Source organism: Bacillus sp. ABA4_010, assembly GCF_056159105.1.
Genome location: NZ_JBSWUN010000003.1, coordinates 2,594,544 through 2,619,120, shown reverse-complemented (window position 1 = coordinate 2,619,120; position 24,577 = coordinate 2,594,544). Strand labels below are relative to the sequence as shown.

General features: G+C 39.5%; 21 protein-coding genes, 1 other RNA gene and 1 pseudogene. 18 read left to right on the top strand and 5 right to left on the bottom strand.

The window, feature by feature from the left end; all coding sequences use genetic code 11:
* Window positions 1-221 precede the first annotated feature (221 nt).
* The 4 genes from ACXAEO_RS14190 (at window position 222) to ACXAEO_RS14175 (ending at window position 4,982) form a co-directional block, all read left to right on the top strand.
* A complete protein-coding gene (locus ACXAEO_RS14190; RefSeq protein WP_474882133.1) occupies window positions 222-1,364 on the top strand; it encodes an alpha-hydroxy-acid oxidizing protein in 1,143 nt (380 codons plus the stop codon).
* Between the two features lie 575 nt (window positions 1,365-1,939).
* Window positions 1,940-3,226, top strand: a complete 1,287-nt coding sequence (locus ACXAEO_RS14185) for a GntP family permease (RefSeq protein ID WP_474882131.1) — start codon at window positions 1,940-1,942, stop codon at window positions 3,224-3,226.
* Between the two features lie 16 nt (window positions 3,227-3,242).
* Complete coding sequence (locus ACXAEO_RS14180; RefSeq protein ID WP_474882130.1) at window positions 3,243-4,019, top strand: 3-hydroxybutyrate dehydrogenase; 777 nt, start codon at window positions 3,243-3,245, stop codon at window positions 4,017-4,019.
* A gap of 189 nt (window positions 4,020-4,208) precedes the next feature.
* Window positions 4,209-4,982 carry a class I SAM-dependent methyltransferase gene (locus ACXAEO_RS14175; RefSeq protein WP_474882128.1) on the top strand — a complete coding sequence of 258 codons (774 nt, stop codon included), beginning with the start codon at window positions 4,209-4,211 and terminating at the stop codon, window positions 4,980-4,982.
* A gap of 472 nt (window positions 4,983-5,454) precedes the next feature.
* On the opposite strand, the gene ACXAEO_RS14170 is transcribed toward ACXAEO_RS14175, so the two are convergent.
* On the bottom strand, window positions 5,455-5,913 hold the full coding sequence (locus ACXAEO_RS14170) for a hypothetical protein (RefSeq protein WP_474882126.1): 459 nt from the start codon (window positions 5,911-5,913) through the stop codon (window positions 5,455-5,457).
* 17 nt (window positions 5,914-5,930) lie between these two features.
* Window positions 5,931-6,701, bottom strand: a complete 771-nt coding sequence (locus ACXAEO_RS14165; RefSeq protein ID WP_474882123.1) for a hypothetical protein — start codon at window positions 6,699-6,701, stop codon at window positions 5,931-5,933.
* Between the two features lie 315 nt (window positions 6,702-7,016).
* On the opposite strand from ACXAEO_RS14165, the pseudogene ACXAEO_RS14160 reads away from it, so the two are divergent.
* Both ACXAEO_RS14160 and ACXAEO_RS14155 read left to right on the top strand, forming a co-directional pair.
* Window positions 7,017-8,126, top strand: a pseudogene (locus ACXAEO_RS14160) (HAMP domain-containing protein); the annotation flags it as partial.
* Complete coding sequence (locus ACXAEO_RS14155; RefSeq protein WP_474884165.1) at window positions 8,124-9,074, top strand: methyl-accepting chemotaxis protein; 951 nt, start codon at window positions 8,124-8,126, stop codon at window positions 9,072-9,074. The pseudogene ACXAEO_RS14160 and the gene ACXAEO_RS14155, both read left to right, overlap by 3 nt.
* Before the next feature lie 79 nt (window positions 9,075-9,153).
* Here the strand turns inward: ACXAEO_RS14155 and ACXAEO_RS14150 are convergent, their stop codons facing one another.
* The gene (locus ACXAEO_RS14150) at window positions 9,154-9,720 is read right to left on the bottom strand and encodes a glutathione peroxidase (protein WP_474882121.1); all 567 of its coding nucleotides are present in this window, start codon (window positions 9,718-9,720) and stop codon (window positions 9,154-9,156) included.
* 519 nt (window positions 9,721-10,239) lie between these two features.
* Window positions 10,240-10,491, bottom strand: coding sequence for a DNA alkylation repair protein (locus ACXAEO_RS14145; protein WP_474882119.1), 252 nt, complete (start codon window positions 10,489-10,491; stop codon window positions 10,240-10,242).
* 97 nt (window positions 10,492-10,588) lie between these two features.
* Here ACXAEO_RS14145 and ACXAEO_RS14140 point away from each other — a divergent pair, with 97 nt between their 5' ends.
* The 10 genes from ACXAEO_RS14140 (at window position 10,589) to ACXAEO_RS14095 (ending at window position 20,582) form a co-directional block, all read left to right on the top strand.
* Window positions 10,589-12,865 carry a DEAD/DEAH box helicase gene (locus ACXAEO_RS14140; protein ID WP_474882117.1) on the top strand — a complete coding sequence of 759 codons (2,277 nt, stop codon included), beginning with the start codon at window positions 10,589-10,591 and terminating at the stop codon, window positions 12,863-12,865.
* Window positions 12,866-12,921: 56 nt separating this feature from the next.
* On the top strand, window positions 12,922-14,205 hold the full coding sequence (locus ACXAEO_RS14135; protein WP_474882115.1) for a ribonuclease H-like domain-containing protein: 1,284 nt from the start codon (window positions 12,922-12,924) through the stop codon (window positions 14,203-14,205).
* Between the two features lie 325 nt (window positions 14,206-14,530).
* Entirely contained in the window at window positions 14,531-14,932 is a 402-nt protein-coding gene (locus ACXAEO_RS14130; protein WP_474882112.1) for a CotD family spore coat protein, read from the top strand.
* A gap of 26 nt (window positions 14,933-14,958) precedes the next feature.
* The gene (locus tag ACXAEO_RS14125; RefSeq protein WP_474882110.1) at window positions 14,959-15,534 is read left to right on the top strand and encodes an SLOG family protein; all 576 of its coding nucleotides are present in this window, start codon (window positions 14,959-14,961) and stop codon (window positions 15,532-15,534) included.
* A gap of 138 nt (window positions 15,535-15,672) precedes the next feature.
* A complete protein-coding gene (gene gpsB / locus ACXAEO_RS14120) occupies window positions 15,673-15,987 on the top strand; it encodes a cell division regulator GpsB (protein ID WP_474882108.1) in 315 nt (104 codons plus the stop codon).
* A 168-nt stretch (window positions 15,988-16,155) separates the two neighbouring features.
* Window positions 16,156-16,551, top strand: an RNA gene (gene rnpB, locus ACXAEO_RS14115) — RNase P RNA component class B.
* A gap of 263 nt (window positions 16,552-16,814) precedes the next feature.
* The gene (locus tag ACXAEO_RS14110) at window positions 16,815-18,488 is read left to right on the top strand and encodes a glycoside hydrolase family 13 protein (protein ID WP_474882105.1); all 1,674 of its coding nucleotides are present in this window, start codon (window positions 16,815-16,817) and stop codon (window positions 18,486-18,488) included.
* A gap of 167 nt (window positions 18,489-18,655) precedes the next feature.
* On the top strand, window positions 18,656-19,804 hold the full coding sequence (locus ACXAEO_RS14105; protein WP_474882102.1) for a THUMP domain-containing class I SAM-dependent RNA methyltransferase: 1,149 nt from the start codon (window positions 18,656-18,658) through the stop codon (window positions 19,802-19,804).
* 173 nt (window positions 19,805-19,977) lie between these two features.
* A complete protein-coding gene (locus ACXAEO_RS14100) occupies window positions 19,978-20,157 on the top strand; it encodes a DUF3934 family protein (RefSeq protein ID WP_474882099.1) in 180 nt (59 codons plus the stop codon).
* A 230-nt stretch (window positions 20,158-20,387) separates the two neighbouring features.
* A complete protein-coding gene (locus tag ACXAEO_RS14095) occupies window positions 20,388-20,582 on the top strand; it encodes a DUF3921 family protein (RefSeq protein ID WP_474882096.1) in 195 nt (64 codons plus the stop codon).
* Window positions 20,583-20,627: 45 nt separating this feature from the next.
* Here the strand turns inward: ACXAEO_RS14095 and ACXAEO_RS14090 are convergent, their stop codons facing one another.
* Entirely contained in the window at window positions 20,628-20,780 is a 153-nt protein-coding gene (locus ACXAEO_RS14090; RefSeq protein ID WP_474882094.1) for a hypothetical protein, read from the bottom strand.
* Between the two features lie 169 nt (window positions 20,781-20,949).
* Here ACXAEO_RS14090 and ACXAEO_RS14085 point away from each other — a divergent pair, with 169 nt between their 5' ends.
* Together ACXAEO_RS14085 and ACXAEO_RS14080 are read left to right on the top strand one after the other, a co-directional pair.
* Window positions 20,950-22,884 carry an ATP-dependent DNA helicase gene (locus ACXAEO_RS14085; RefSeq protein WP_474882092.1) on the top strand — a complete coding sequence of 645 codons (1,935 nt, stop codon included), beginning with the start codon at window positions 20,950-20,952 and terminating at the stop codon, window positions 22,882-22,884.
* Window positions 22,885-23,053: 169 nt separating this feature from the next.
* On the top strand, window positions 23,054-24,571 hold the full coding sequence (locus tag ACXAEO_RS14080; protein WP_474884164.1) for a carboxypeptidase M32: 1,518 nt from the start codon (window positions 23,054-23,056) through the stop codon (window positions 24,569-24,571).
* Window positions 24,572-24,577: the final 6 nt, after the last annotated feature.

The following is a 24,577-nucleotide window of genomic DNA, read 5'->3' as shown; positions in this document are numbered from 1 at the left end:
ACTACTCACCGCTTAACGCTCTTGCAAGCTGTTTGAAATAGGAATATTCTCGCCTATTTTAGATAGATATGAATATTCTTAGCCATAAAGGCAAGAAGGATGTTATAATTGTTAGAAAATTACATAAAATCGATGTGATAAGAAGTGTCCAGTGTTAAAAAAGATAATTTATTGTTCATGATTAAATCGTGTTTATATTTTAAGAATGGAGGTAATCATACATGCAAATAGTAGGAGGGCAAGAGACATTTATAGAAAAATATAGGGAGATAAATAGATTTCCGTTATCCCTAAAGGAATGGGAAGAAAGTGCGAAGGAACATATGACGAAAGGAGCATTCGGATACGTTCAGGCAGGTGCCGGGAGAGAAGAAAGTGTGCACGCAAATGAAGAAGCGTTTCGACGGTGGAAAATAAAACCGAGGGTTCTTCGAGATGTATCAACAATTGATACATCGATTACAATTTTTGGACATACATATTCCACCCCTGTCTTTTTGGCTCCTGTTGGTGTACAAAAAATTGCACATGTGCAAGGGGAATTGGCCACCGCTAGAGCAACGGCCAGTCTGCAAATTCCTATGATTGCAAGTACTGTATCGAGCTATTCTTTAGAAGAAATTGCATCTGAACTTGGCAAATCGCCAAAATGGTTTCAATTATACTGGTCAGCAAATAAGGAAATCTCCTACAGTATGATTCAGCGTGCAGAGAAGGCAGGGTACGAAGCAATTGTTCTTACCGTTGATACAGTTATGCTTGGTTGGAGAGAGACAGATTTGCGTAACGGATATTCCCCCTTAAAGCGCGGGTATGGAAGCGCCAATTACATACAAGATCCGGCTTTTTTAGCATCACTGCCGGACAGAGAAGAAAACACAATTATTGATTATATTGAGCAGAACATCAATCATCCGTCTTTAAATTGGGAAGATATTCAATTAATTAAACAGCACACTTCGTTGCCTCTCGTTATTAAAGGGATTCTTCATCCGGAAGATGCAAAGCTCGCTGTAAAATATGGAGTGGATGCTATTGTTGTTTCAAATCATGGAGGCAGACAATTAGATGGATGTGTAGGGGCACTTGACGCCTTGCCTGAAGTTGTAGAAGCTGTAGGGGAGAACATTCCTGTTTTATTCGATAGCGGCGTTCGGCGGGGAGCAGATATCGTCAAAGCATTGGCACTTGGGGCTTCTGCCGTTTTAATTGGGCGTCCATACATTTATGGTTTGGCTGCAGAGGGAGAAAAGGGAGTCAAGCAAGTACTGGAAAATTTACTTCAAGAATTTAAGCTGTCTCTAGCTCTTTCTGGAATTTCCTCCATGAGAGAAGTTTCGTCTATTGAAATAGTAAGACAATGAAGTAGGCGCCTTCACTTCACGTTCATTCATAAAAAGGCAATTTAGAAAAATTAGGAGCATGGTTTTTCTTATGGACGTGTAGGAAATGAAAAAGGCGTTCTGCTTCTAGTGTTGAAAACCTTCCATTGTGAAGGTTTTTTGTCTTTGTTACGAAAGAAAAGTGTAGTAGAAACTTTTGTGAAATTTTTTTACTTGCCTGCTTTAATAGAGCGGTATGGTTGTAAATCTGTCTTTCTATCAATGGTAACTATAGATTCTATCTATACTTACTATGAATTTAATTCATTTTACCTATAGATATAAATGCAGTAGATTAATTATATGCATAAAACGTTACATGTAACAGTTAAATACACAATGCGATGTTGTTTGTAGGCATTCTATGTTGATGCATATACATTTCACTTAATGATTCGACATCGTTTTATTTAATAGGGGGGCTTTCGCAAGTAGTTCTTTAAACCTCCTGAATGATCATTCAAAGATTTACTTAAATCGATTTATTATATAACGACACATTATGAAACCTTCACTCTATGACTTACAAAAGGAACTGCATGAAAGGAGGAGGTTGCATGCTCACAATTATTTTTGGTCTTGCATTATTAATGTTCTTTGCTTACCTTGGCTGGTCCATTATTTGGATCGCTCCGCTTGTGGCGGCTATTGTGGCCATGACAAGCGGTTTGGATGTATTGCCAACCTATACCGAAACCTATATGGGAGGTTTTGTAGCATTTGCACAAAAATGGTTTCCAATTTTCTTATTGGGTGCTATTTTTGGGAAAATGATGGAAGACACGGGGGCAGCTCAATCGATTGCACAACGTATTGCTAAGCTGTTTGGAGTAAAAAGAGCCATTTTAGGTGTTTTAGTTGCTTGTTCTGTACTTACATATGGAGGAGTTAGCCTATTCGTTGTCGTATTTGCTATTTATCCGCTTGCAATCGCTTTATTCCGGGAAGCGAATGTTTCGCGGAACTTGCTGCCGGCTACTATTGCTCTAGGGGCATTCACGTTTACGATGACTGCAATCCCTGGGACACCGCAAATCCAAAATTTAATTCCGACTGATACATTTAAGACTGATGCAATGGCTGGTTCCATTATCGGTTTAGTGACAGGTGCCATTATGGCGGTCGGGGGTTATTTTTGGCTGGCATATCGTGACAAGCAGCTGAAGGCTAAAAACGAAGGGTTTACAGAGCCAGATACAGCAATAGAAAAGGATGATGGTGACGAAGCAGAGCTTCCGAACTGGTTGTTATCCTTAACACCGCTTATCGTTGTTGTCTTGCTTCTTAATGTAGCAAAGTGGGCGCCTATTTTGTCTTTACTCGTTGGGATTCTCACGATTATGCTGCTGAATATAAAGCATTACAAAACGTTCATTTCGTCGGTGAATGAAGGGGCGAAAGGTTCTGTAATGGCTGTGATCAACACGAGTGCCGCTGTTGGTTTCGGTTCGGTCATTACAGCTGTTCCGGAATTTAAAGATGTAACAAACATGCTGTTAAGCGTTTCCGAGAATGCGCTTGTCTCAGAAGCGTTAAGTGTTCAGGCTCTTGCTATGATTACAGGCTCTGCATCCGGTGGAATGGGAATTGCGCTTCAGGCTCTTGGTGATACGTGGTATCAATTATCTCAAACAACCAACTTGAGTGCTGAGGCACTACACCGCATTGCGAGTGTGGCATCTGGGGCGTCGATACTGCCTCATAACGGAGCTCTTCTGACACTTCTTGCGGTAACGGGCTTGCGTCATAAAGAAACATACAAAGATGTATTTGTTGTAGCGCTCGTTATTCCAACAATTGCATTGGTTGTAGGGATTGCATTAGCAGCAATTGGATTAATTTAAAAGGGAGGAATTGTACATGGTACAAGATCAAGTAGTTATTATTACAGGTTCTGCAAGAGGAATTGGATTTGAAATCGGGAAACATTTTGCTGAAAGTGGAGCTAAAATTGTTTTATCTGATATTAATCAAGAGGGTGTAGAAGCAGCAGCAGAAGAGCTAAAAAAACAGGGGTATGAAGCTCTAGGGGTAAAAGCTGACGTAACAAAAGAAGAAGATATTCAAAACTTAATTGAAACCGCTAATAAGCACTTTGGCGGCGTTCATGTTGTCATTAACAATGCAGGATTACAACATGTATCCCCAATTGAAGAGTTTCCGACTGATAAATATGAATTGATGATTAAAATCATGTTGACGGCTCCTTTCATGGCTATCAAACATGCATTTCCAATTATGAAAAAACAAGGCTACGGACGCATCATTAACATTTCGTCTATTAATGGACTAATTGGCTTTGCCGGTAAAGCTGCTTATAACAGTGCAAAGCATGGCGTTATTGGTTTAACAAAAGTAGCAGCACTAGAAGGGGCAGCACATGGTATTACAGTTAATGCTTTATGCCCTGGCTATGTAGATACGCCTCTTGTACGTGGCCAATTAGAAGACTTAGCTAAAACAAGAAATGTTGCATTAGAAAGTGTTCTTGAGGAAGTTATCTATCCACTCGTTCCGCAAAAGAGATTGTTAGACGTGAGTGAAATTGCTGATTATGCCATTTTCCTTGCCAGCGATAAAGCAAAAGGTGTAACAGGACAAGCAGTTGTTATGGACGGAGGCTATACAGCTCAGTAAAAACCAAACAAAATGCTGATCCATATCGTAGAAGATGTGTAAAGAGGGAGGAAATTCTCCTTTTTACACATCTTTTTTGTGTTATACACCCATTGGATCGTTTGTTTTTGTATTCATGCTTCTTTTTGGATGCGAATATGCTATATAGATATACAAAAAAGGATTTTACCTAAGAAATGGGTGAATTGAATGGATCATAAAGAAATTATAGCGAGTCAATTTGGAAAAAATGCTGGGAAATATGTAGTGAGTAAAGGACATGCTAAAGGTGCGGATTTGGATCTTTTACTGGATATTGTGAAGGAGAATGAACATAAAAATTTGCTGGATATTGCGACAGGAGGGGGGCATGTCGCTAACAAGCTGGCACCAGTATTTGAAAGGGTGGTCGCCTTTGATTTAGTACCTGAGATGCTTGAGAAAGCTAAATTGTTTATTGAAAAAAATGGGCATCAAAATGTTTCTTTCGTTCAAGGCGATGCACAAGCTATGCCGTTTTCCCATGACATGTTTGATGCGGTCACATGCCGAATTGCGCCACATCATTTTCCTGATATTGAAAAGTTTGTGAGAGAAACCGTTCGTGTTTTGCAAACAGGAGGCTTGTTTCTTTTAGTTGATAATACAGCGGCCGAGTTAGATGAGTATGATCAATTTTATAATATAATCGAAAAAAAGAGAGATCCAAGTCATTCTCGTGCCTATAAAAAAACGGAATGGATTGTACTATTGGAGCGGCATGGTCTTCGACTTGAAAGTTTAGTCTCGTTTAAAAAGACGTTTTTATTTAATGGCTGGTGTGAAATGACCGGTGTTCCCAATAAAGAAAAGGCGAAACTAAATGAATATATGAGATCTGCTCCAAAGCATGTACGTACATTTCTTTCCATAGAGATAGATGGGGAGCAAGTTCAATCATTTCAAGGAGAGATGGTTCTTTTCGCTGCCAGAAAAGAAAAGTAAACCTTTATATTAATCAACCTAAAAAATTCGGCATGACGAAAGAGCGGTCATGCCGAATTTTTTACACCTAATATTCTCAGGATGATAAGTGCGAAAGTTCGTGATACAAAAAGCCCCTGCAGGCATCTATATGATGAGTTTGCCTGCAAGGGACAGTAAAGTTACTTAATAAGGGGGAGTTACGCGGCCATTTTATGATGGTTGGATAAAGGGGATTTACCAGGTTTAGGTTTCCAGTTTTTTAACTTGTTTTTAATGAAATCTTTCAGTGATTCAAGTTTCTTTTTTCGTCTTTTCTCACGATTTTTCATGGAACGTCACCATCCCTTCAGTTCCTAATTTCATTCCAGTCCTACAGCTTTCAACTTATATCTTCATTATATCTGTCTCCAGTGTTTTCATCTACTCTTCTGTAAAAAGAAAAAAATCCCATCCATATCTATGTGATGTTATGTATAGCATTGACATTATGCTAAGACATTAATTTTCCCACTGCAATCGCCTTATGTTCTGTTAAGATGTGTTGGACAGTTGGATAATTTGTCTGGTCGCACTTTACGATGACAATGACTTCAGTATGAAGTTTTTTATTCTTTGACATACGGATTCGTTTTTTTGTAAACAAATAATCAATGAGAAATCCAATCATCGCCCCAAATGCTAAGCCGAGTAATCCCCAAATGACCGGTCCCCATGTTAATTCAAATCCAAATGTTGCTCCTAAAACCGAAAAAATAGTTCCCATTACAGCTGCCAAGTCAAATAAACTGTATCCATCTGCCCGATGAATGGTGTCAAAAAAATGCGGGGATTCAGTAATGATTTCGAGCGGAACGGCCGCAATGCATTCTTTTTTAATCCCGGATTGCTGTAATTGATTGATGGCTAATTCCAAAAATGCCGAATGTTGGAATGAAGAAATTACATGCATAGTGAACTCCTTTTCATTTAAAGCAGTGAATAATCAGTAGGCTGATAAGTTTTTTTCAGAAATTGCTTCTGTTCCTTATCGTATAATTTATTGTACTCTATACAAATGACGTAAGATTCGTATGCGGCAAAACAATAAATGGAAGGCAAAAAAAGCGTCCATTCAGGGTCGAGCAATACCGTTGCTTCAGCGAAAGACCCCATCATCGTGTAGCGCAGTCCGTCAAGGAAATTCGACATGTAAATAATGATGATGGTCCACGACATGATGAAAAAGCCAGTTGGAATGCGATGAAGGTATAAGTGCCCTAATCCTGGAAATAAAAGAGAAAACATAAGGGAGAATAGAGGATTTCTCTTATCTAAAAAATTAAGGGAAAATCCATTCATCTGAAACGGAACAATGGGTGCATTTTCAAATTCCGCCAGTAAAAAATGCTTATTTAAATCGATGGCTTGCCGGTAACTATCCCAAATCGTAATAATGTAAATACCGATATACAACAGAAGCATTTTCGTATTTAAAGTTTCTTTTGCTAATTCAAATTGACCGGTAAAGGAATAGACCATCGCTTCATTAATTCGTGAATGTACATTAATAATAATTTCCCAAAAAATTAAAATAAATCCTTTTACGTATAACCCCATTTTTAAATGTCCAAATCCTGGAAAGGCAGCTGACCACCATGCTACAACTGAAGGGGTTTGTAAATGAATATAGTTACTGTTTAATGTTCCGGTAAAATTGTTATATCTCCGAACTGATTCGTTTGCTTTGTTATTTTCCAACCCGAATCCCCCATGTTTTGTAAGGATATCCATAGCTTTTCTCGAAATGCTCATTAATATGTGAAAAGACTGTTTTCCTAAAATAACGGATATGTAAAAGTTTCTAATTTTACATATAGTTAACGCGAAATTAATGTTTCTATGGTACACTTTAATGACAAAAAACGACAAAAAATCTATTTTTCTGTATGTTTTTTGAGAAAAAAGAAGCAGTTCTGACAGCACTAAACATGATGTTGTTTATCTATAGTTAGTCGCATATCTCCGAAGCTTTTAAACAGTGAGGAGACCACTAATGAAAGGAAGAGAAGAAGCATGACATTGAAGATGAAAATTTTGACTTTTTTCGGGGGATTTACCGCTATTTTGTTAGTGACAATCTCCACAGTGTTATTTATGTCCAAATCGAATGTAGATACGGAAATTGTCAATAAAACGACTGAAATGAGAGCGAGAGCGGGAGACGAAATGACTAAAATGTTGACAGATCTTTCGTCTAGTATCTCTAATGAAGTATTGTCACTTGAAGAAGCGTATGATCAAAGTATGGTCAATGCAGCGTTAGTGCTTCAACAAATGGAGCAAAGGAAAAATATCACAAACGAAGATTTACAAGCTATTTTGTCTGAAGTGCAAATGGATCATTTATACGTGACCGATTCTACTGGAGTGTTTACAGCATCCACCAATCCAGATGCCATTGGCCAAAACTTATTTGATATATGGGACGGATATAAAATGCTCCTTACGGGAGAAGTGGATGTCCTTCCTTCCACGTTAAAAATTGCAGTGGAAAGCGGGGATATTTTTAAATTCACGGCTATTCCGACAGCAGACCGAACAGGAATTATTGAAGCTGCTTTAAATGCGAACAAGTTGGAGGACGTACTGAGCACATACATGGATGATGACAATGGGATACAAGCTATTCATTTAGTGGATGCCGAAAATACTGTCTTAACCGAAACGGTAAAAGTGGGGAGTGAATCACAATGGAAAAAAGGCAGTACGATGGAAAACGAACATATTACAGAAGTGTTGGAGACAGCTGAACTGAATGTTCAACTCAATGAACAAGTGGCAACGATTTACTATCCTATTTCTCAAGAGGGAGAACAGCGATATGTTTTATATATGAAGGTTGACACAACTCCTTATATGGCTTTAGGGGGAAAAGTGGAGCAGTCGTTTAACGATATCGCGTCTTCTTTTGATAAAGCAATGTTTTCAGTTATTGTCATTACATTAATTGTTACAATTGTCGCTTTATCCATCATTGCTTGGATTATTCAAAGAAGTATGAAACCTTTAACTAGACTGACAGAAACTGCTCGTGTGTTGGCGACTGGGGATTTGACAGTGCAGCTTGAGAAGAGTGCTTCAAACGATGAAATTGGCAAGTTAACAAACTCGTTTTATGACATGATGTTTAATATAAAGGAACTAATCGGGGGCTCTAGTAGAATCGCGGTTTCCGTCGATGAGACAACGACAGCGCTTAAAGATATGCTAGAACAGACGACATTGTCGGTTGAACAGGTTTCTCAAGCTGTTAGTGAAATTGCAGCAGGTGCAACAGCTCAAGCACATGAAGCAAATGAAGGGGTCACAAGGGCTGATGAGCTGAAAGAAAGTGCTCATACGGTTAAAAAGCACGCTGATGAAATGATTAATATGACAAAAGAGATGCAAAAAAACAACCAAGATGGAAAAGCACAAATTCATTCTCTGTTAGAAAGTCAAAGATTGAGCAAACAATCGTCAGAGACTATCAATCGTACGATTGAGCAATTAGGAACACAAGTGGAAAATGTACGAGAGTTTACAACCGTTATCTCAAGGATTGCTGATCAAACGAGTTTATTAGCTCTGAATGCGTCGATTGAAGCAGCAAGAGCAGGAGATTCTGGAAAAGGATTTGCAGTAGTAGCTCAAGAGGTGAGAAAATTAGCGGAAGAATCGCAGCGATCGTCACTTGATATTCAACAAGTTATTGAAGGTATTACAAATCAAGTAGCGTTTGCTATACAAGCGGCAAAAGACATGCAAGAAAATTTTGTTAAACAGGATGAAACGGTGGATATGACAAATGAAGTATTCAATAAATTGGAGCAGTCCATCGATTTGTCTGTCGCCAAAATGGAAGAGGTACATCAACAAATCCAGGCGCTTGACGCCTCTAAAGAGGAAGTATTAGCAGTATTAAGTGAAATTAATGCAGTAACAGAAGAAACAGCTGCATCATCTGAGCAAGTTTCGGCATCTGTTCAGCAGCAAACAGCCTCGATGACTGAAATTAACGATCGAATGACAGAGTTAGCTACAACGGCAGAAGAATTAAAACATGCAATTCAACGCTTTAAGTGTGAATAGTAAAAGATAAGAAGCAGGCTTACCTAGGAATATTACTCTTCCTAGGTAAGCCTGCCTTTTTATGCGGGATGAGAAAAAATTAGGATATGACAGTCGATTGTAATAATGTTTCGATATCAGCTTCCATATCAATCGGGTCTGTCGTACACTCGAATCGTTTCACAACATGGCCATTTGTATCAATTAAAAATTTAGTGAAGTTCCATTTAATTGAATAGTCATCTGCTAAATATTCTGGATGCTTTTCGTTTAAAAGCGGCAGTAAAATTTTAGCGACTGGATGAAATTTATTGAACCCTTCAAATGGTTTTGAGTGTGAAAGATAGTCAAATAACGGATGAGCGTTTTCATCACGTACGTCAATTTTTTGAAACATTGGGAAAGAAACTCCATAGTTTAATAAGCAGCTTGCTTGAATTTTTTCATTAGAGTCAGGCTCTTGGTTGTCAAATTGATTGCAAGGAAATCCTAAGATAACAAATCCTTGATCTTTATAGCGATTGTATAAGCGCTGCAATTCTTCATATTGATATGTAAAGCCGCATCGTCCAGCTGTATTGACAATGAGTAGAACTTTTCCTTTATATTCCTCAAGTGATTTTTCTTGACCGTTCATAGCAGTGGCAGAAAAATTATAAATACTCATAGTGATGTCCTCCTATTGGAAACTAGTGATTTTGAACTGAGTCTTTAGTTATGGATTTAGTATACACTTTTAGAAAAATGAAGCCAACTGGAATGCTTGACATCTATTTCTATCTCAATCGATTTAGGAAATTTGAGGGGAAGCTCAAGTTTTCTGGATAATAGTAAAAACTATATAAAGCAGTCTAGGAAATTTAACATGAATAAAAAGTGATTATGCTAAATTTCCTAGACCTAAGCGGCTGTCTCCGTTGTGGAGGACAGACGTTTTAGGTGAACCTTTGAAAGATTATTCAGGAAGTCAGAAGAACCTCTAGTGAACGCACTACCATTAAATAAAGAGGTGTTGATGTATATAAACAGCTTTAATAGAACGAAAGTATCATGGATTATGAAACGGGGGAGATGTACATACCCTATAAGGGAGAAGTGTTCATCTTCCTTATAGGTAAGCAAAAGTTACACGAAGAGAAGCCGGTCAGAGACTTGCACTGCTCTATCCCGGCTTTTTTTCGTCGTTTTACGATAGTCGATGATGTTCGGCATGTTTAATGAACATTTTTTCATCCTCTACTAGCCCGCAGGCGGCGCATTGCACTCGCCGTTCAGGGCCGCGGTAAGGATTGTGAAAAGGATCGAGGCTATCGTTTGTATACTCCTCTGTAATATCGCCTGTACGCGGGTCCATTTTAACTGGCTTTGCGACTTGCTCAAGAATATTGAAACGAGTACGGTTTGTTTTACAACTTGGACATAAATAAGCATGTGACACGTCCAGCACCTCCTGTTTATTACATTCTCCAAAATCTCTTCAATCATACCGTTTGAAAACGAACGCTTATTCGTTACAATAGAGATAGGTGATGAATATGAAAGTACGGAAAAATTTGCAAGAAGTAATTCATATATTGAAAGAAAACCTTGATTATCAACAAAATATTGTTCACTGGCATACAATTGAACCGAAAGAAGCAAAGACAGCTCCGTTTCCTTCTTTTATGGATGAACGCCTAAAGAAGGCTTTAGAAGGGCGAGGCATTGGTTCGCTTTATACGCATCAAGAAACTGCCTTTTCCACCGCTTATGAAAAACAAAGCTTTGTAGCGGTAACACCAACTGCTTCAGGGAAAACGCTTTGCTACAATTTACCTGTTCTTCAAACGATTTTAGAAAATGAACAGGCACGGGCTCTTTATTTGTTTCCAACAAAAGCACTGGCGCAAGATCAAAAAAGTGAAATCAATGAACTAATTGAGGAGATGGGGGTTGGGATTAACAGCTATACATATGATGGTGATACTCCAGCGAATATTCGGCAAAAAGTAAGACAAGCAGGTCATGTCGTTATTACAAATCCGGATATGTTACATTCTGCTATTTTGCCTCATCATACGAAGTGGGTGTCGTTGTTTGAGAATTTACGCTATGTTGTAGTGGATGAACTGCATACATACCGTGGAGTGTTCGGGAGTCATGTTGCGAATGTCATTCGTCGGTTAAAGCGTATTTGTGCGTATTACGGAAGCAATCCGACGTTCATTTGTACATCCGCAACTATTGCAAATCCAAAAGAACTTGCTGAGCAGCTGACAGAAGAGAATATCGTGCTCATTGACAATAATGGAGCGCCGGCGGGGAGGAAACATTTCATTTTCTATAATCCGCCTATTGTTAATAAACCATTGAACATCCGGCGCAGTGCCACGCTTGAAGTTCGAAAGCTGGCAAGTGAGTTTTTGAAAAATAAAATCCAAACCATTGTGTTTGCGAGAAGTCGTGTGCGCGTGGAAATCATTTTGACTTATTTGCAAGAACTGGTAAAACATCAGTTGTCTGCTCAATCTATTCGCGGCTATCGGGGAGGTTACTTGCCGAAGCAGCGACGTGAAATTGAAAAAGGGCTGCGTGAAGGGGACATTTATGGAGTGGTCAGTACGAATGCACTTGAACTTGGAGTTGATATCGGCCAACTTCAAGTGTGTATTATGACCGGTTATCCTGGCAGTATTGCGAGTGCTTGGCAGCAAGCAGGACGAGCGGGAAGAAGGCATGGAGAAGCAGTCATCATAATGGTCGCAAGCTCTGGCCCGCTCGATCAATATATGATTCAGCATCCTGATTATTTTTTCAACCGCAATCCCGAAACGGCCCGTATTAATCCTGATAATCTTGTCATTTTAGTCGATCATGTGAAATGTGCGGCTTATGAACTGCCATTTAAACGAGGCGATATGTTCGGGAATGTAGAGGTCGAGGATGTTCTTGAATTTTTGACAGAAGAGCGAGTCTTGCATGAGAGCGGTGAGAAGTGGCATTGGATGAGTGATGCGTTTCCAGCTCACAATATTAGCCTTCGTTCCGCTTCCCAAGAAAATGTCGTCATTATTGATCAATCAAATGTAGCCAACGTCAAGGTCATTGGAGAAATGGACCGTTTTAGCGCGATGACACTATTGCATGAGGAAGCTATTTATTTGCATCAAGGAATTCAATATCAAGTAGAAAAGCTCGATTGGGAAGAAAAGAAAGCTTTCGTGAGAGAAGTAGATGTCGATTACTTTACCGATGCGAATTTAGCGGTAGAACTGAAGGTGCTAGAAACCGATAAATTTAAGGAAACGCAAGATTTTGATATGGGTTACGGAGATGTAATGGTGACCGCGATGGCCACAATCTTCAAAAAAATTAAATTTGAAACGCATGAAAATATTGGCTCTGGCCCGATTTCTTTACCTGAAGAGGAGCTTCATACAAATGCGGTCTGGTTTAGTTTCCATGAACATCTCTTTGATCATTCGAAGGAACGGACAGAGCAGGCGCTTGTGTCTGTTGCCCATGCCTTGCAGTCGATTGCTCCGCTTATGGTCATGTGCGATCCGTCTGACTTGCACGTTGTTCCGCAAGTCAAAGCGGTGCATAACGAAAAGCCGACCATCTTTTTGTATGATCGTTATCCTGGAGGAATTGGCTTAAGCGATAAAGTGTATGCGAGAATGGACGATATGTTAAAAGAAACGCATTCACTTATTGCAGGATGCTCCTGTGAGAGCGGATGCCCTTCATGTATTGGGACAGAAGCTCAAACAGAAAAAGCGAAACAAGATGCTTTGACGTTGTTAAAAGCACTTGTACGTAATTTGTCATAATGTTTTACTAGATAAGTTTCATCGGAAATGATGATTAATTTAAATTAGGTGATGAGATGTCAATGAAAAACAAGCTGCGGCGAATGAAGCAGCATTTGAACGTGGAAGAACAAGTTTCAGTAGAAGAGGTAAGGGAACAAACAAAAGAAGTGGAAGCGGTCATTCCCTTTATGGAAGAATGGAGAGACTTAGGTGCTGTGCCGTATTATGCTGAAGACGGTCATTGTTTAATTCGGGAAGTTGTTTACCCTCTTCATCATCAGCATGGCATCCACATGTTTGGCGAGCTGCACGATGTAGTGGAGGGGTGGAATATGACAGCCGCTAAGCACCCGCTTTCATCTGCTGGCTATCAGTCTACCGATTTGTTTTTTTTCGATACAGAGACAACAGGGCTAAAAGGGGGGGCAGGTACGACCATTTTTTTACTCGGTTATGCGAGAGTGTTTGCCGACAAAGTCGTGTTGCGGCAACATTTTTTGCCAGAACCGAAAGGAGAAGTTGCCTTTTATGAAAGTTTTTTAAAGCAGGTTGATTACACAACGCTTGTGACATATAACGGTAAAGCTTTCGACTGGCCGCAAGTAAAAACACGTCACACGTTGTTGCGGCAGCATTTACCGAAGCTTCCTTCTTTCGGTCACTTCGATTTGCTGCACGGAGCACGAAGACTTTGGAAGCACCGACTTGAATCGGTCAAATTAGCTCTTGTAGAAAAAGAAATATTACAAATCGAACGGGTTAATGACGTGCCAGGCTTTTTAGCTCCCATGATTTATTTTGACTATATTCAGTCTAAAGATCCTAAAGGTGTTTTTGAAGTTATCAAACATAATGAACATGATATTTTATCGTTAATTACGCTCTATATTCATATGTCCAAACAACTGTTGCATTCTTTTGAGGCAACATCGAAGGAGCGCTTTGAAGTCGCGCGCTGGTATGAGGCACTTGGGGACCGGAATACAGCTGTAAAAGGATATGAGTCGATTGCGGACATATCAGGAAGTGAACAGCTCCAGGCTAAGATGGCTCTCGCTCTTCAATCGAAGCGGGAGCGGCAGTGGGAGAAAGCGATAGAGTTGTGGACGGGCATCGTAGAAAAGGGAACGGGAATGCTTGGAATGAACGCGGCGATTGAGCTAGCGAAAGCGTACGAGCATCGAGTGAGAAACTTAGATGAGGCAATCCGTTATACAAAGATGGCTCAGGAATTCCAGCGCAGTTTGTTGACAGGAAGACATGAACAAGAGCAGGAATTAGAGAAGAGACTGAAACGCCTGGAAGGTAAACAGGTTAAAGCACAATCAAAAGAGGAAAAACGAGAGGAGGAATCGTAAATAATTCAAATTTTTCAAAACAATAAAATTTTTGTTTCAAAACAAGTTTTATATTGAGATGAGATTCCTCCCTTGATAAAATAGTGCATTGTAATGACTAAAAATTTGAAATATAAAATTAGGTGGAGAGAATTTCATGAAAAACATCATTCTCGTTTCTTTCTTTGCAGTGGTATGTTTAACAATGATTGTTTTCAGCGGTTGGAAAAATTCTTACTATACATTTTTATAAAATATAGGAAAAATAGGTGTTTGTACTAGTACATGTATACCCTCTTTCTCATAATGTGTTAATGTACCAACTATTAGAAAGGGGAATAACAAAATGCATTGCAGACCAAGACCATCACAAGTATTACCGGCGATTGTTCATCCTACTAAATGTTGTGTAAAGCACACACATTCAAACGTTATTCAGCCACATGTGCATCCAACACACACAACAGTTGTCAACCATACGAACTATCAGCACCAACACTATTTTCCACAAACTCAATCCGTTGTAAACGAAGTAACAAATCAACAAATGAATATGGGGCCTGGACCATCACCAGCAGTAGCAGGCGCTTATATGCCAGGACCAGGGGCAGGTATGCCTGGTTACGGACCTGGACCAGGTATGCCAGGAGGCCCTGGAGTAGCAGGAGCAGGTATGGGGATGCCAGGTGGGCCAGCAGTGGCAGGTGCTTATATGCCAGGTCACATGGGCGGACCTTGCTGCCGATAATTTCATCTACAAGCAAGAACTGACCGATGTCAGTTCTTGTCTACATAGTGAGGAGTCATGGTGTGTTAAAAGTTGTTGCAATTACAGGGTATAAACCGTTTGAACTCGGTATTTTTCAAGGAAACCATCTAGGAATCGGCTATATCAAGAAAGCGCTGTATCGTCGACTTGTTCCACTTGTGGAAGAAGGATTGGAATGGGTGATGATTAGCGGACAGCTCGGGGTCGAATTGTGGGCAGCGGAAACAGTGTTTGAGTTACAATTAGCATATCCACAACTGCAGTTAGCGGTGATTACTCCTTTTTTAGAACAAGAAGAAAAATGGAATGAAGCGAATCGGGAACTTTATGAAATGGTGCTGGCCCAAGCTGACTTTGTCGATAGCATCACGAAGAAAAAATATGAAAACCCGGCGCAATTCCGGTTAAAAACTCAATTTTTCATTCAAAAAAGCGATGGTTTATTAATCGTGTACGATGAAGAGCATGAAGGAAGTCCGAAATATATGCTTGAAGCGGCTAAATTAAAGGAAGACTATCCTATTATGAGCATTACGTCATATGACTTGCAAGTGATCGTAGAAGAGGAACAATTTGAGTAAAAAGAAGTCTGTTTTTCTTAGAATAAATAGGTTTATGATAAAAATGTCGAAAACCTTTCGCGAAGATAAATTGACAATTGCTTATATTTTTGAAAAAATATAATGAAAGAATGGGTTTATTGTGTTGAGGTGAGTAAAATGCTTTCGGATAAAATTCGTTATACGGCAAAAGACATATTGGAAAAAGATTTTAAAACAAGCATGCGTGGATACAGCCAAGAAGAAGTGGATAAATTTTTAGATGGGATCATTAAAGATTATGAAACATTCCATCAAGAAATTGAAGAGTTGCGTCAAGAAAATCTACGTTTGAAAAAACAAATGGAGGACGCACAAAAGAAACCTTCTTATGCTGCACCACAGCAAGCAACGGCAGGAACGACAAACTTCGATATTTTAAAACGTTTATCGAACCTGGAGAAACATGTGTTTGGCAGTAAGTTGTACGAGTAAAACAGAATAGGCCAAGGCCTCTGAATAAGAGACCTTGTGGCAAATAAGCGGGACGCCATTTGGAGGCACCGCTTATTTGTTTTCTGTTTTGTTCATCATTTAAGAAAATGGTTGCATCATCTATTTTTTTTTGTTATGATTAATCTCGTCTTTCGAGATGAATGGATAGTGTTCGAGCAATCGCTGGGTTGTTTACAATTCAGAGGAAAGTCCATGCTCGCACAGGCTGAGATGCCTGTAGTGTTTCGTGCCTAGCGAAGTCATAAGCTAGGGCAGTTGGGCAGTGATGCTCGGCTGACGGCGGAGAAAGGACCTAAGTCTGAATAGATATGGTCTTAATATCCTGAAAGTGCCACAGTGACGTAGTCTTGCAAGAAATTGCAAGAGTGGAACGCGGTAAACCCCTCGAGCGAGAAACCCAAATAATGGTAGGGGCATCTTCCTGAAGGAACTGAACGGAGGGAAGGACAGGCAGTATGCTGTCTGTAGATAGATGATTGCTACCGGAGTACGAGGTGTTGCTTGCCGTTTGAAGTACGAAGGAACAAAACATGGCTTACAGAACGTTATCTTCAAGCAATAAAAACCGAACGATATTATAATCAATACACACCAGCTCTCCCTAACCATTAGGGGGCAAGCTACATAAAAGAGCAGATGCGACATCTGCTCTTTTTTTCTATGATTAAAAGTGGTATGAAACGTGAAGTTTGTGATGTTCCATAATTTATGTGGATTCGTACAGCGTTTTCATTTAAAATAATGAAAGATGCGAAACTGCAAAAAGCAAAGCATCCGAGCAGTATGCAGTTAGAGGAGTGGATTTCATGGAGAAAAAATGGTGGAAAGAAGCCGTGGCGTATCAAATTTATCCGCGCAGCTTTATGGATTCAAATGGTGACGGAATTGGTGATATTCAAGGTGTAATATCAAAGCTAGACTATTTAAAGGATTTAGGGATTGATGTCATTTGGATTTGCCCAATTTATCAATCGCCAAATGATGATAACGGTTACGATATTAGTGATTATAAGGATATTATGAAAGATTTTGGCACGATGGCGGACTTTGATGAGCTGTTAGAAGAAGTACATAAACGAGGGATGAAGCTCATTATGGACTTAGTCATTAACCATACGTCAGACGAGCATCCATGGTTTATTGAATCTCGTTCTTCGAAAGAGAACCCTTATCGTGATTACTACATTTGGCATGAAGGAAAAGATGGGAAAGAACCGAACAACTGGGAATCTATTTTTAGTGGATCTGCTTGGGAATATGATGAGCAAACAGGGGAATACTACCTTCATGTATTTTCACGTAAGCAGCCAGATTTGAACTGGGAAAACCCGAAAGTGCGTGAGGACCTTTATGAAATGGTTAACTGGTGGTTGGATAAAGGGATTGACGGTTTCCGTGTAGATGCGATTTCTCATATTAAAAAGACAGCGGGATTCCCTGATCTTCCAAATCCAGAAGGACTAGATTATGTTCCATCGTTTGAGGGGCATATGAACCGTGAAGGTATTCAAGATTTTTTAACAGAGCTGAAAGAGCAAACGTTTGCAAAGTACGATATTATGACAGTCGGGGAAGCAAACGGTGTATCGTCTAATAATGCCGATGAGTGGGTCGGTGCGGAAAACGGGAAATTCAATATGATTTTTCAGTTTGAACATATGAGCCTTTGGGCAAAAGGAGAAACAAATCCGCTAGATCTTCGCAGCTTGAAGAACATTTTAACGTCTTGGCAAAAAGGACTTGAGGCAAATGGTGGATGGAACGCCTTATATTTAGAGAATCATGACCATATTCGTTCGGTTAACAAATTCGGCAATCCCGAATTGCGTGAAGAAAGCGCAAAATGTTTAGCAGCTCTTTACTTTAATATGCAAGGAACGCCTTTCATTTACCAAGGACAAGAAATTGGCATGACGAATGTCAAATTTGAGTCAATCGATGAGTACAATGACGTGGGAATGGTCAATTATTATCGAATCGAGCGGGAAAAAGGACGTCCGCATGAAGAAATCATGAAAGTTGTGTGGGAGCAAGGACGCGATAATTCACGCACACCGATGCAGTGGAATGATGACGAAAACGGTGGTTTTACGACGGGAACGCCATGGATAGGTGTGAATCCGAATTACAAGGATATAAACGTAAAAGCACAACAGGATGATCTGAATTCCATTTTGAACTTCTATAAAAAATTGGTGGCTCTTCGCAAGAAACATGAAGTATTTGTATACGGGACATACGATTTAATTTTACCCGACCATGAAAAAATTTACGCCTACACGCGTACACTTGGTAATCAAACAGCTGTTATCGTATGTAATTTGTCCAACTTTGAAGAGAAATTTGAACTTCCAGAGCATATTTCATTTAACAGTCAGCAACTGTTGCTTCAAAACTATGAGCATGAAAACATTGAGTCGGTTTATGCATTTACATTAAAACCGTATGAAACACGTATTTATTTACTTGGAAACAACTAAGTGGACAAACGTTTGCACAACTAAAAGTTATCAGCAGTCTAAGGTTTCCCTTAGGCTGTTTTTTCTTTAAATTTATGATGTACCGGAAAGAACATTGCACGTAAGCGTTCATTTATGTTAAGTTAACAGGTGATGTACGTAAATGATGAAATTAAAGAGGTAGAGAAATGAGTAAACAATATACATTAATTGCTACTGCTGCAATGGGACTGGAAGCGCTCGTTGCAAAAGAAGTACGTGATTTAGGATATGAATGTACAGTTGATAATGGAAAAGTTATTTTTAAAGGTGATGAACTGGCGATTGCCCGTAGCAATATTTGGCTTCGAACAGCTGACCGTGTAAAAATTAAAGTCGGTGAATTCCGAGCAAAAACGTTTGATGAATTGTTTGAAAAGACGAAAGCGTTAAACTGGGGAGACTATTTGCCAGTTGATGCGAACTTCCCTGTTACTGGAAAGTCTGTCAAATCGACATTATTCAGTGTATCTGATTGCCAAAGTATCGTAAAGAAAGCTATTGTTGAAAGTGTGAAAACACATTATAAAAAGACAACAGGCTGGCTTGAGGAAACAGGGCCTGAATTTAAAATTGAAGTAGCGTTATTGAAAGATGTCGCTACGTTAACAATTGATACGAGCGGGGCAGGTCTTCATAAACGCGGCTACCGAACAGCACAAGGAGAAGCTCCATTAAAAGAAACGTTGGCAGCAGCTTTAGTCAAGCTGACAAATTGGCATCCTGATCGTCCGTTTGTGGACATATTTTGCGGTTCAGGAACTATTGCGATTGAAGCGGCACTAATCGGTCAAAACATTGCACCTGGTTTTAACCGTGACTTTATTTCGGAAGCATGGCCATGGATGTCTGAGGATGTTTGGGAGAAAGCTCGTGAAGAAGCAGATAACTTGGCAAACTATGATCAAGAGCTTGATATTTCCGGTCATGATATCGACCATCGTATGGTGAAGATTGCCCAAGAAAATGCGATTGAAGCCGGTTTAGGTGACTTAATTACATTTAAGCAAATGCAAGTAAGAGATTTTACAACGTATAAGCAATACGGAGTCATCGTTGGAAATCCACCGTATGGTGAACGTTTAAGTGATCGCCCGTCTGTTGAGAAAATGTATAAAGAAATGGGGGAGGCGCTTTTACCGCTCGATACGTGGTCTGTTTATATGCTGACATCCCATAAAGGATTTGAACAATTTTACGGCAAGCAAGCAACGAAAAAACGTAAACTCTTTAACGGATTCATTGAAACGGATTACTACCAATATTGGGGAAAACGTCCGCCGAGAAAAGAGCAATAAATGATTAGTATCATTCTTTGAACAATATTGATATAAGGTCAATAAAAGAAGCAGGATGTCTGCTTCTTTTTTTAGGCTTTGTTGTTGATTTTTTATGAAACTGATAATCAGTTAAGCTGCCGATGGAAATGAACAATCGTTAGCGCAACGTAAAAGAATAATGGAGTGATAACATGAGTAAAGCTAAAGGTAAAGGCGGAACGGGTAGAGGAACAGGTAAGAAAGGCTGGACTCGCTGGAAATCTAGTTCTAGCAAAAAGGGTGCCAAACCTTACGTGAGCAAAGGTACTAAAAAACGGGATGCCGTAAAGTCAACTAGCGATTATAAAGGTAATGTATCTGAGATGAAATAACTGCTGAAAAAATCCGCTTTCGTTAGTTAAGTTGAGGCTAGGGGTTGTTCCTGCCTCATTTTTTATTTTGATTTACTTCTTATGGAAAGGTGTTCATGATAGGTTCTTCCGATTTCCTGAATAATAATCTTCTTAAGTTTAGAAAATGACATTGAATAGGAATAATCTATACAGCAGCGGCATATATTAATAATATTTGAAAAAATAATATCAAAAAGGAGTATGCCAAAATGAAAAAAGAGCCATTAAACTTTTCGATGATTCATCAAGCGCTTCAACATAGCTATCAACAACTGTTAACGTCTGCTGATGAAGTGACTTCCTCAACGTTAACGGAACTTCAGCAAGCGCAGGAAGATTTACAGTCGGCTATGGCAGCGGCAACCAATATTGACCCAAAATATTTGTCATATACAGAAAGGTAAGAAGCGGTCCTGTCGTTGTGTCAGGACCGCTTTCCTAATAAGAAGTTATTCCTCATCAAACAGCTCTCGTTCTACGTCTTTAATCTTTTCGGCATCCAGTGACATGAACGTTCCTTCGTTTGAGGCATTCTTACCGGTTTGTGCTACGGTATTAGTGAAATTCATTTTACTGTCAGGTATATATTGGTTTGTTCGCATATTCTTTCCTCCTTTCTCTTTTCTTAGTAGTTTCTTCAGAATAGAGACCTTCATACATTTATAGCGCGACTCTCTTCGTTATTCACTCCGCCATCTTATTGACAATCACGGTCAGGTAAGGGATAATTATGTTTTGTTTAATTCGACTTTAATGAAGGAGTATCCTTACATGATTAGAGAACGGTTACCTTTTGCACTTGAACGGAATGAAAACTTTTTTGATAAATTAAATGAATGGATTGGCGACGTATTTTATGATTTGCTGCCGGATGCAGGTTTAGAGCTTCGTGATGAACAAATTTTTATGGCTTTCCAAGTTGAGCGCGCCTTTAAAGAGAAAAAAATTATGTTTGCAGAAGCTGGTGTTGGGACAGGAAAAACGCTTGTCTACTTGCTTTATGCTCTTTGTTATGCGCGTTATACAGGCAAGCCTGCTATTATCGCCTGTGCAGACGAGACGCTCATCGAACAGCTTGTAAAAAAAGAAGGGGACATTGCGAAGTTGTCCACGATTTTAGGGTTGAATATGGATGTACGTCTCGCTAAATCTCATGAGCAGTATCTTTGTTTGAAAAAACTCGATGAAGTCACAATGCGTACGGACAATGACAACATTGAAGAAATTTATGACTCTCTTCCGCCGTTTGTCCATGAGCATGGGGCCATGCAGTCATTTTATCATTATGGAGACCGAAAAGAGTATCCACACTTAACAGACGACGAGTGGAAGCAAGTTAATTGGGATTCGTTTCAAGATTGTTCTTCCTGTGATCAGCGCCATCGCTGTGGGTTAACTTTGTCGCGTGATTATTATCGAAAAGCAGCAGATTTAATTATTTGTTCGCACGATTTTTATATGGAACATGTTTGGACGTATGAAGCACGTAAACGTGAAGGGCAGCTGCCATTGCTTCCAGAAAGTTGTGCGGTCGTATTTGACGAGGGGCATTTGCTTGAGTTTGCTGCTCAAAAAGCCTTAACATATCGTGTGCAGGAGAGTACATTGGAAAACTTGCTTACACGTTTGCTTGAAAATGATGTTAGAGAAGAGTTTGCGTTTAAAGTAGAGCGAGCGATTGAAGTGTACGGCAAATTTTTTGATGTGCTAAAAGCATCTGCTAAGCACATTTCTGGTTCTAACCGAAAAGAAGTGACATTAAGTGAAGAGCTTGCGACAGCAGCAGGTCAATTGCTTGCTTTATTGGAGCAAATCGGAAACGAGATGGTGTTTGAAAGTGAAACATACACAATTGAAGACTATGCGTTGAAAATTGTTGATGAATATTTAGATCAAATTGATTATTGTATCCATCTTTTCCTTGAAAATGAAAATGCCATTTACTGGGCGGAAGAGCATGAAGGAGAATTTACCCTTGTCGTGATGCCACAGGCAGTAAAGGATATTTTAAAGGAAAAAGTATTTGCGAAACAAATGCCATATTTATTTACATCAGCTACGTTGTCTGACAACCAATCATTCGACTATTTAGCATATAGCCTGGGAATTTCTGATTCTTTATCATTTTCGGTAGAGTCGCCGTTTGACTACGAAGAACAAATGACTTTAAATATGAAACGCATTGCCACCACGAATGAGGCATTTGCCGAGAAGTTCGCAACAAGTATGGAAATGCTAGAAAAAACGGATGGACGTGCGTTGTTCTTATTTAATACGAGAGAAGAGTTGCAGCGGTTTAAAAAGGCTGTGGCCGACGAGAAACGATATACGTTTTTATTTGAAGGCGATCAAGAAATTAGTGAGCTTGTTTCACGATTCCAGCAAGAAGAGGAAACCATTCTTTGTGCGGTTCATTTATGGGAAGGACTGGATATTCCAGGGCCGTCACTTTCTAATGTCATTATTTGGTCTCTTCCATATCCTCCAAACGATCCAGTTTTCCAAGCAAAACGAAACCAAGTGGCTGACCCGTTTTGGGATGCTGAAATGCCGTACATGTTGCTTCGTTTGAAACAAGGAATTGGCCGTTTAGTTCGTTCACATGACGATAAAGGATATGTCACAATTTTTGTGCCTGAGAATATTGAGGCTGAAGTATTAAATGTGATTACATCTAACTTGCCAATTTCGCCAAATATGTTGTAACACGAGGAACTGTCCAATCAGTTCCAAACACTTCAGAACATAGCTGTTTTGGAAAGGCTGCCTGACAAGAGAGAGTTTTCCTCTTTATCAGGCAGCCTCTTCGTTTAGTTTCCATAACGGGTATGGTAAAATGAGGGGGAAAAATGGGTTGATAGGGGGAATTGAGTTGATGAAAGAAACAGTGCAATTATTAGAACAACAATTTATCGATTATGTGAAAAAGATGACTGCATACAATGAAGCAATTGGCTTGATGTTTTGGGATTTACGGACAGGTGCGCCTAAAAAAGGAGTAGAGCAGCGCTCAGAAGTGATTGGGATGCTGTCATCAGAAGTGTTTAATATGTCTACTTCTAATGAAATGGCAGCATATATTGCTCAATTGACAACGGAGGAGGCTGGACAATATACATCCGAGTTGACGAAGAAAATGCTGGCCGAATGCCAAAAGGAATACGAGCGAAATAAAAAAATACCAGCCGAAGAATATAAAGAATACATAATTTTGTCCTCTAAATCGGAATCTGCCTGGGAGGAAGCGAAAGCTCAAGCCGATTTCTCGATGTTCCAGCCGTATTTAGAGCAAATTGTCGAGTATAAAAAGAAGTTTGTGGAGTATTGGGGCTATGAAGGACATAAATATAATACCTTGTTGGATATGTATGAACCGGGTGTGACTGTTGATGTTATTGATCGCGTATTTGGTCAACTTCGTGAACGAATTGTTCCTCTTGTCCAGCAAATCTCCTCTTCCGCGCATAAGCCGGACACCTCTTTTTTATATCGTTCTTTTCCGAAAGAACAGCAGAAAAAGTTCAGCGAAGCTATTTTAGCGGAACTAGGGTATGACTTTGAAGCAGGACGTCTTGATGAAACGGTTCATCCGTTTGCGACAGGGCTTAACCCAGGAGATGTTCGAATTACGACGAAATACGATGAAAATGACTTTCGTACGGCTATTTTTGGAACGATTCACGAATGTGGTCATGCTTTATATGAGCAAAACATTTCAAAAGAACTAGTGGGAACAAACTTATGTGACGGAACATCAATGGGAATTCATGAATCGCAGTCTTTGTTTTTTGAGACGTTTATCGGAAAAAATTATTCCTTTTGGAAACGGAATTATGATGTGTTAAAGAAATATACGCCAGGCCAGTTCGACGACATTTCCCTGGATGATTTTTACCGTGCGGTGAATGAAGCAAAGCCTTCGCTTATCCGAATCGAAGCCGATGAACTCACTTATTCACTTCACATTATGATTCGTTATGAAATTGAAAAAGGGTTAATTAACGGCGAGATTGACGTGAAAGATCTACCACAAATTTGGAATGATAAATATGAAGAATATTTAGGGGTTCGTCCTGAAAGTGATGCAGAGGGTGTGCTGCAGGATGTTCATTGGTCAGGAGGGGATTTTGGCTACTTTCCTTCTTATGCCCTTGGCTATATGTATGCTGCTCAATTTAAACATGCGATAGAAAAGGACCTTCCTCATTTTGACGAATTAATTGAACAAGGAAAGGTCAATGACATCCGCCAGTGGCTTACAAATCATGTTCACCAATATGGTAAAACGAAGCAACCGTTAGAAATTCTCCATGATGTAACAGGGGAAGGGCTGAATGCTCAATATTTAATTGAGTATCTGGAAGAAAAATATCGTCGGATTTATCAAGTATAAAAAGAA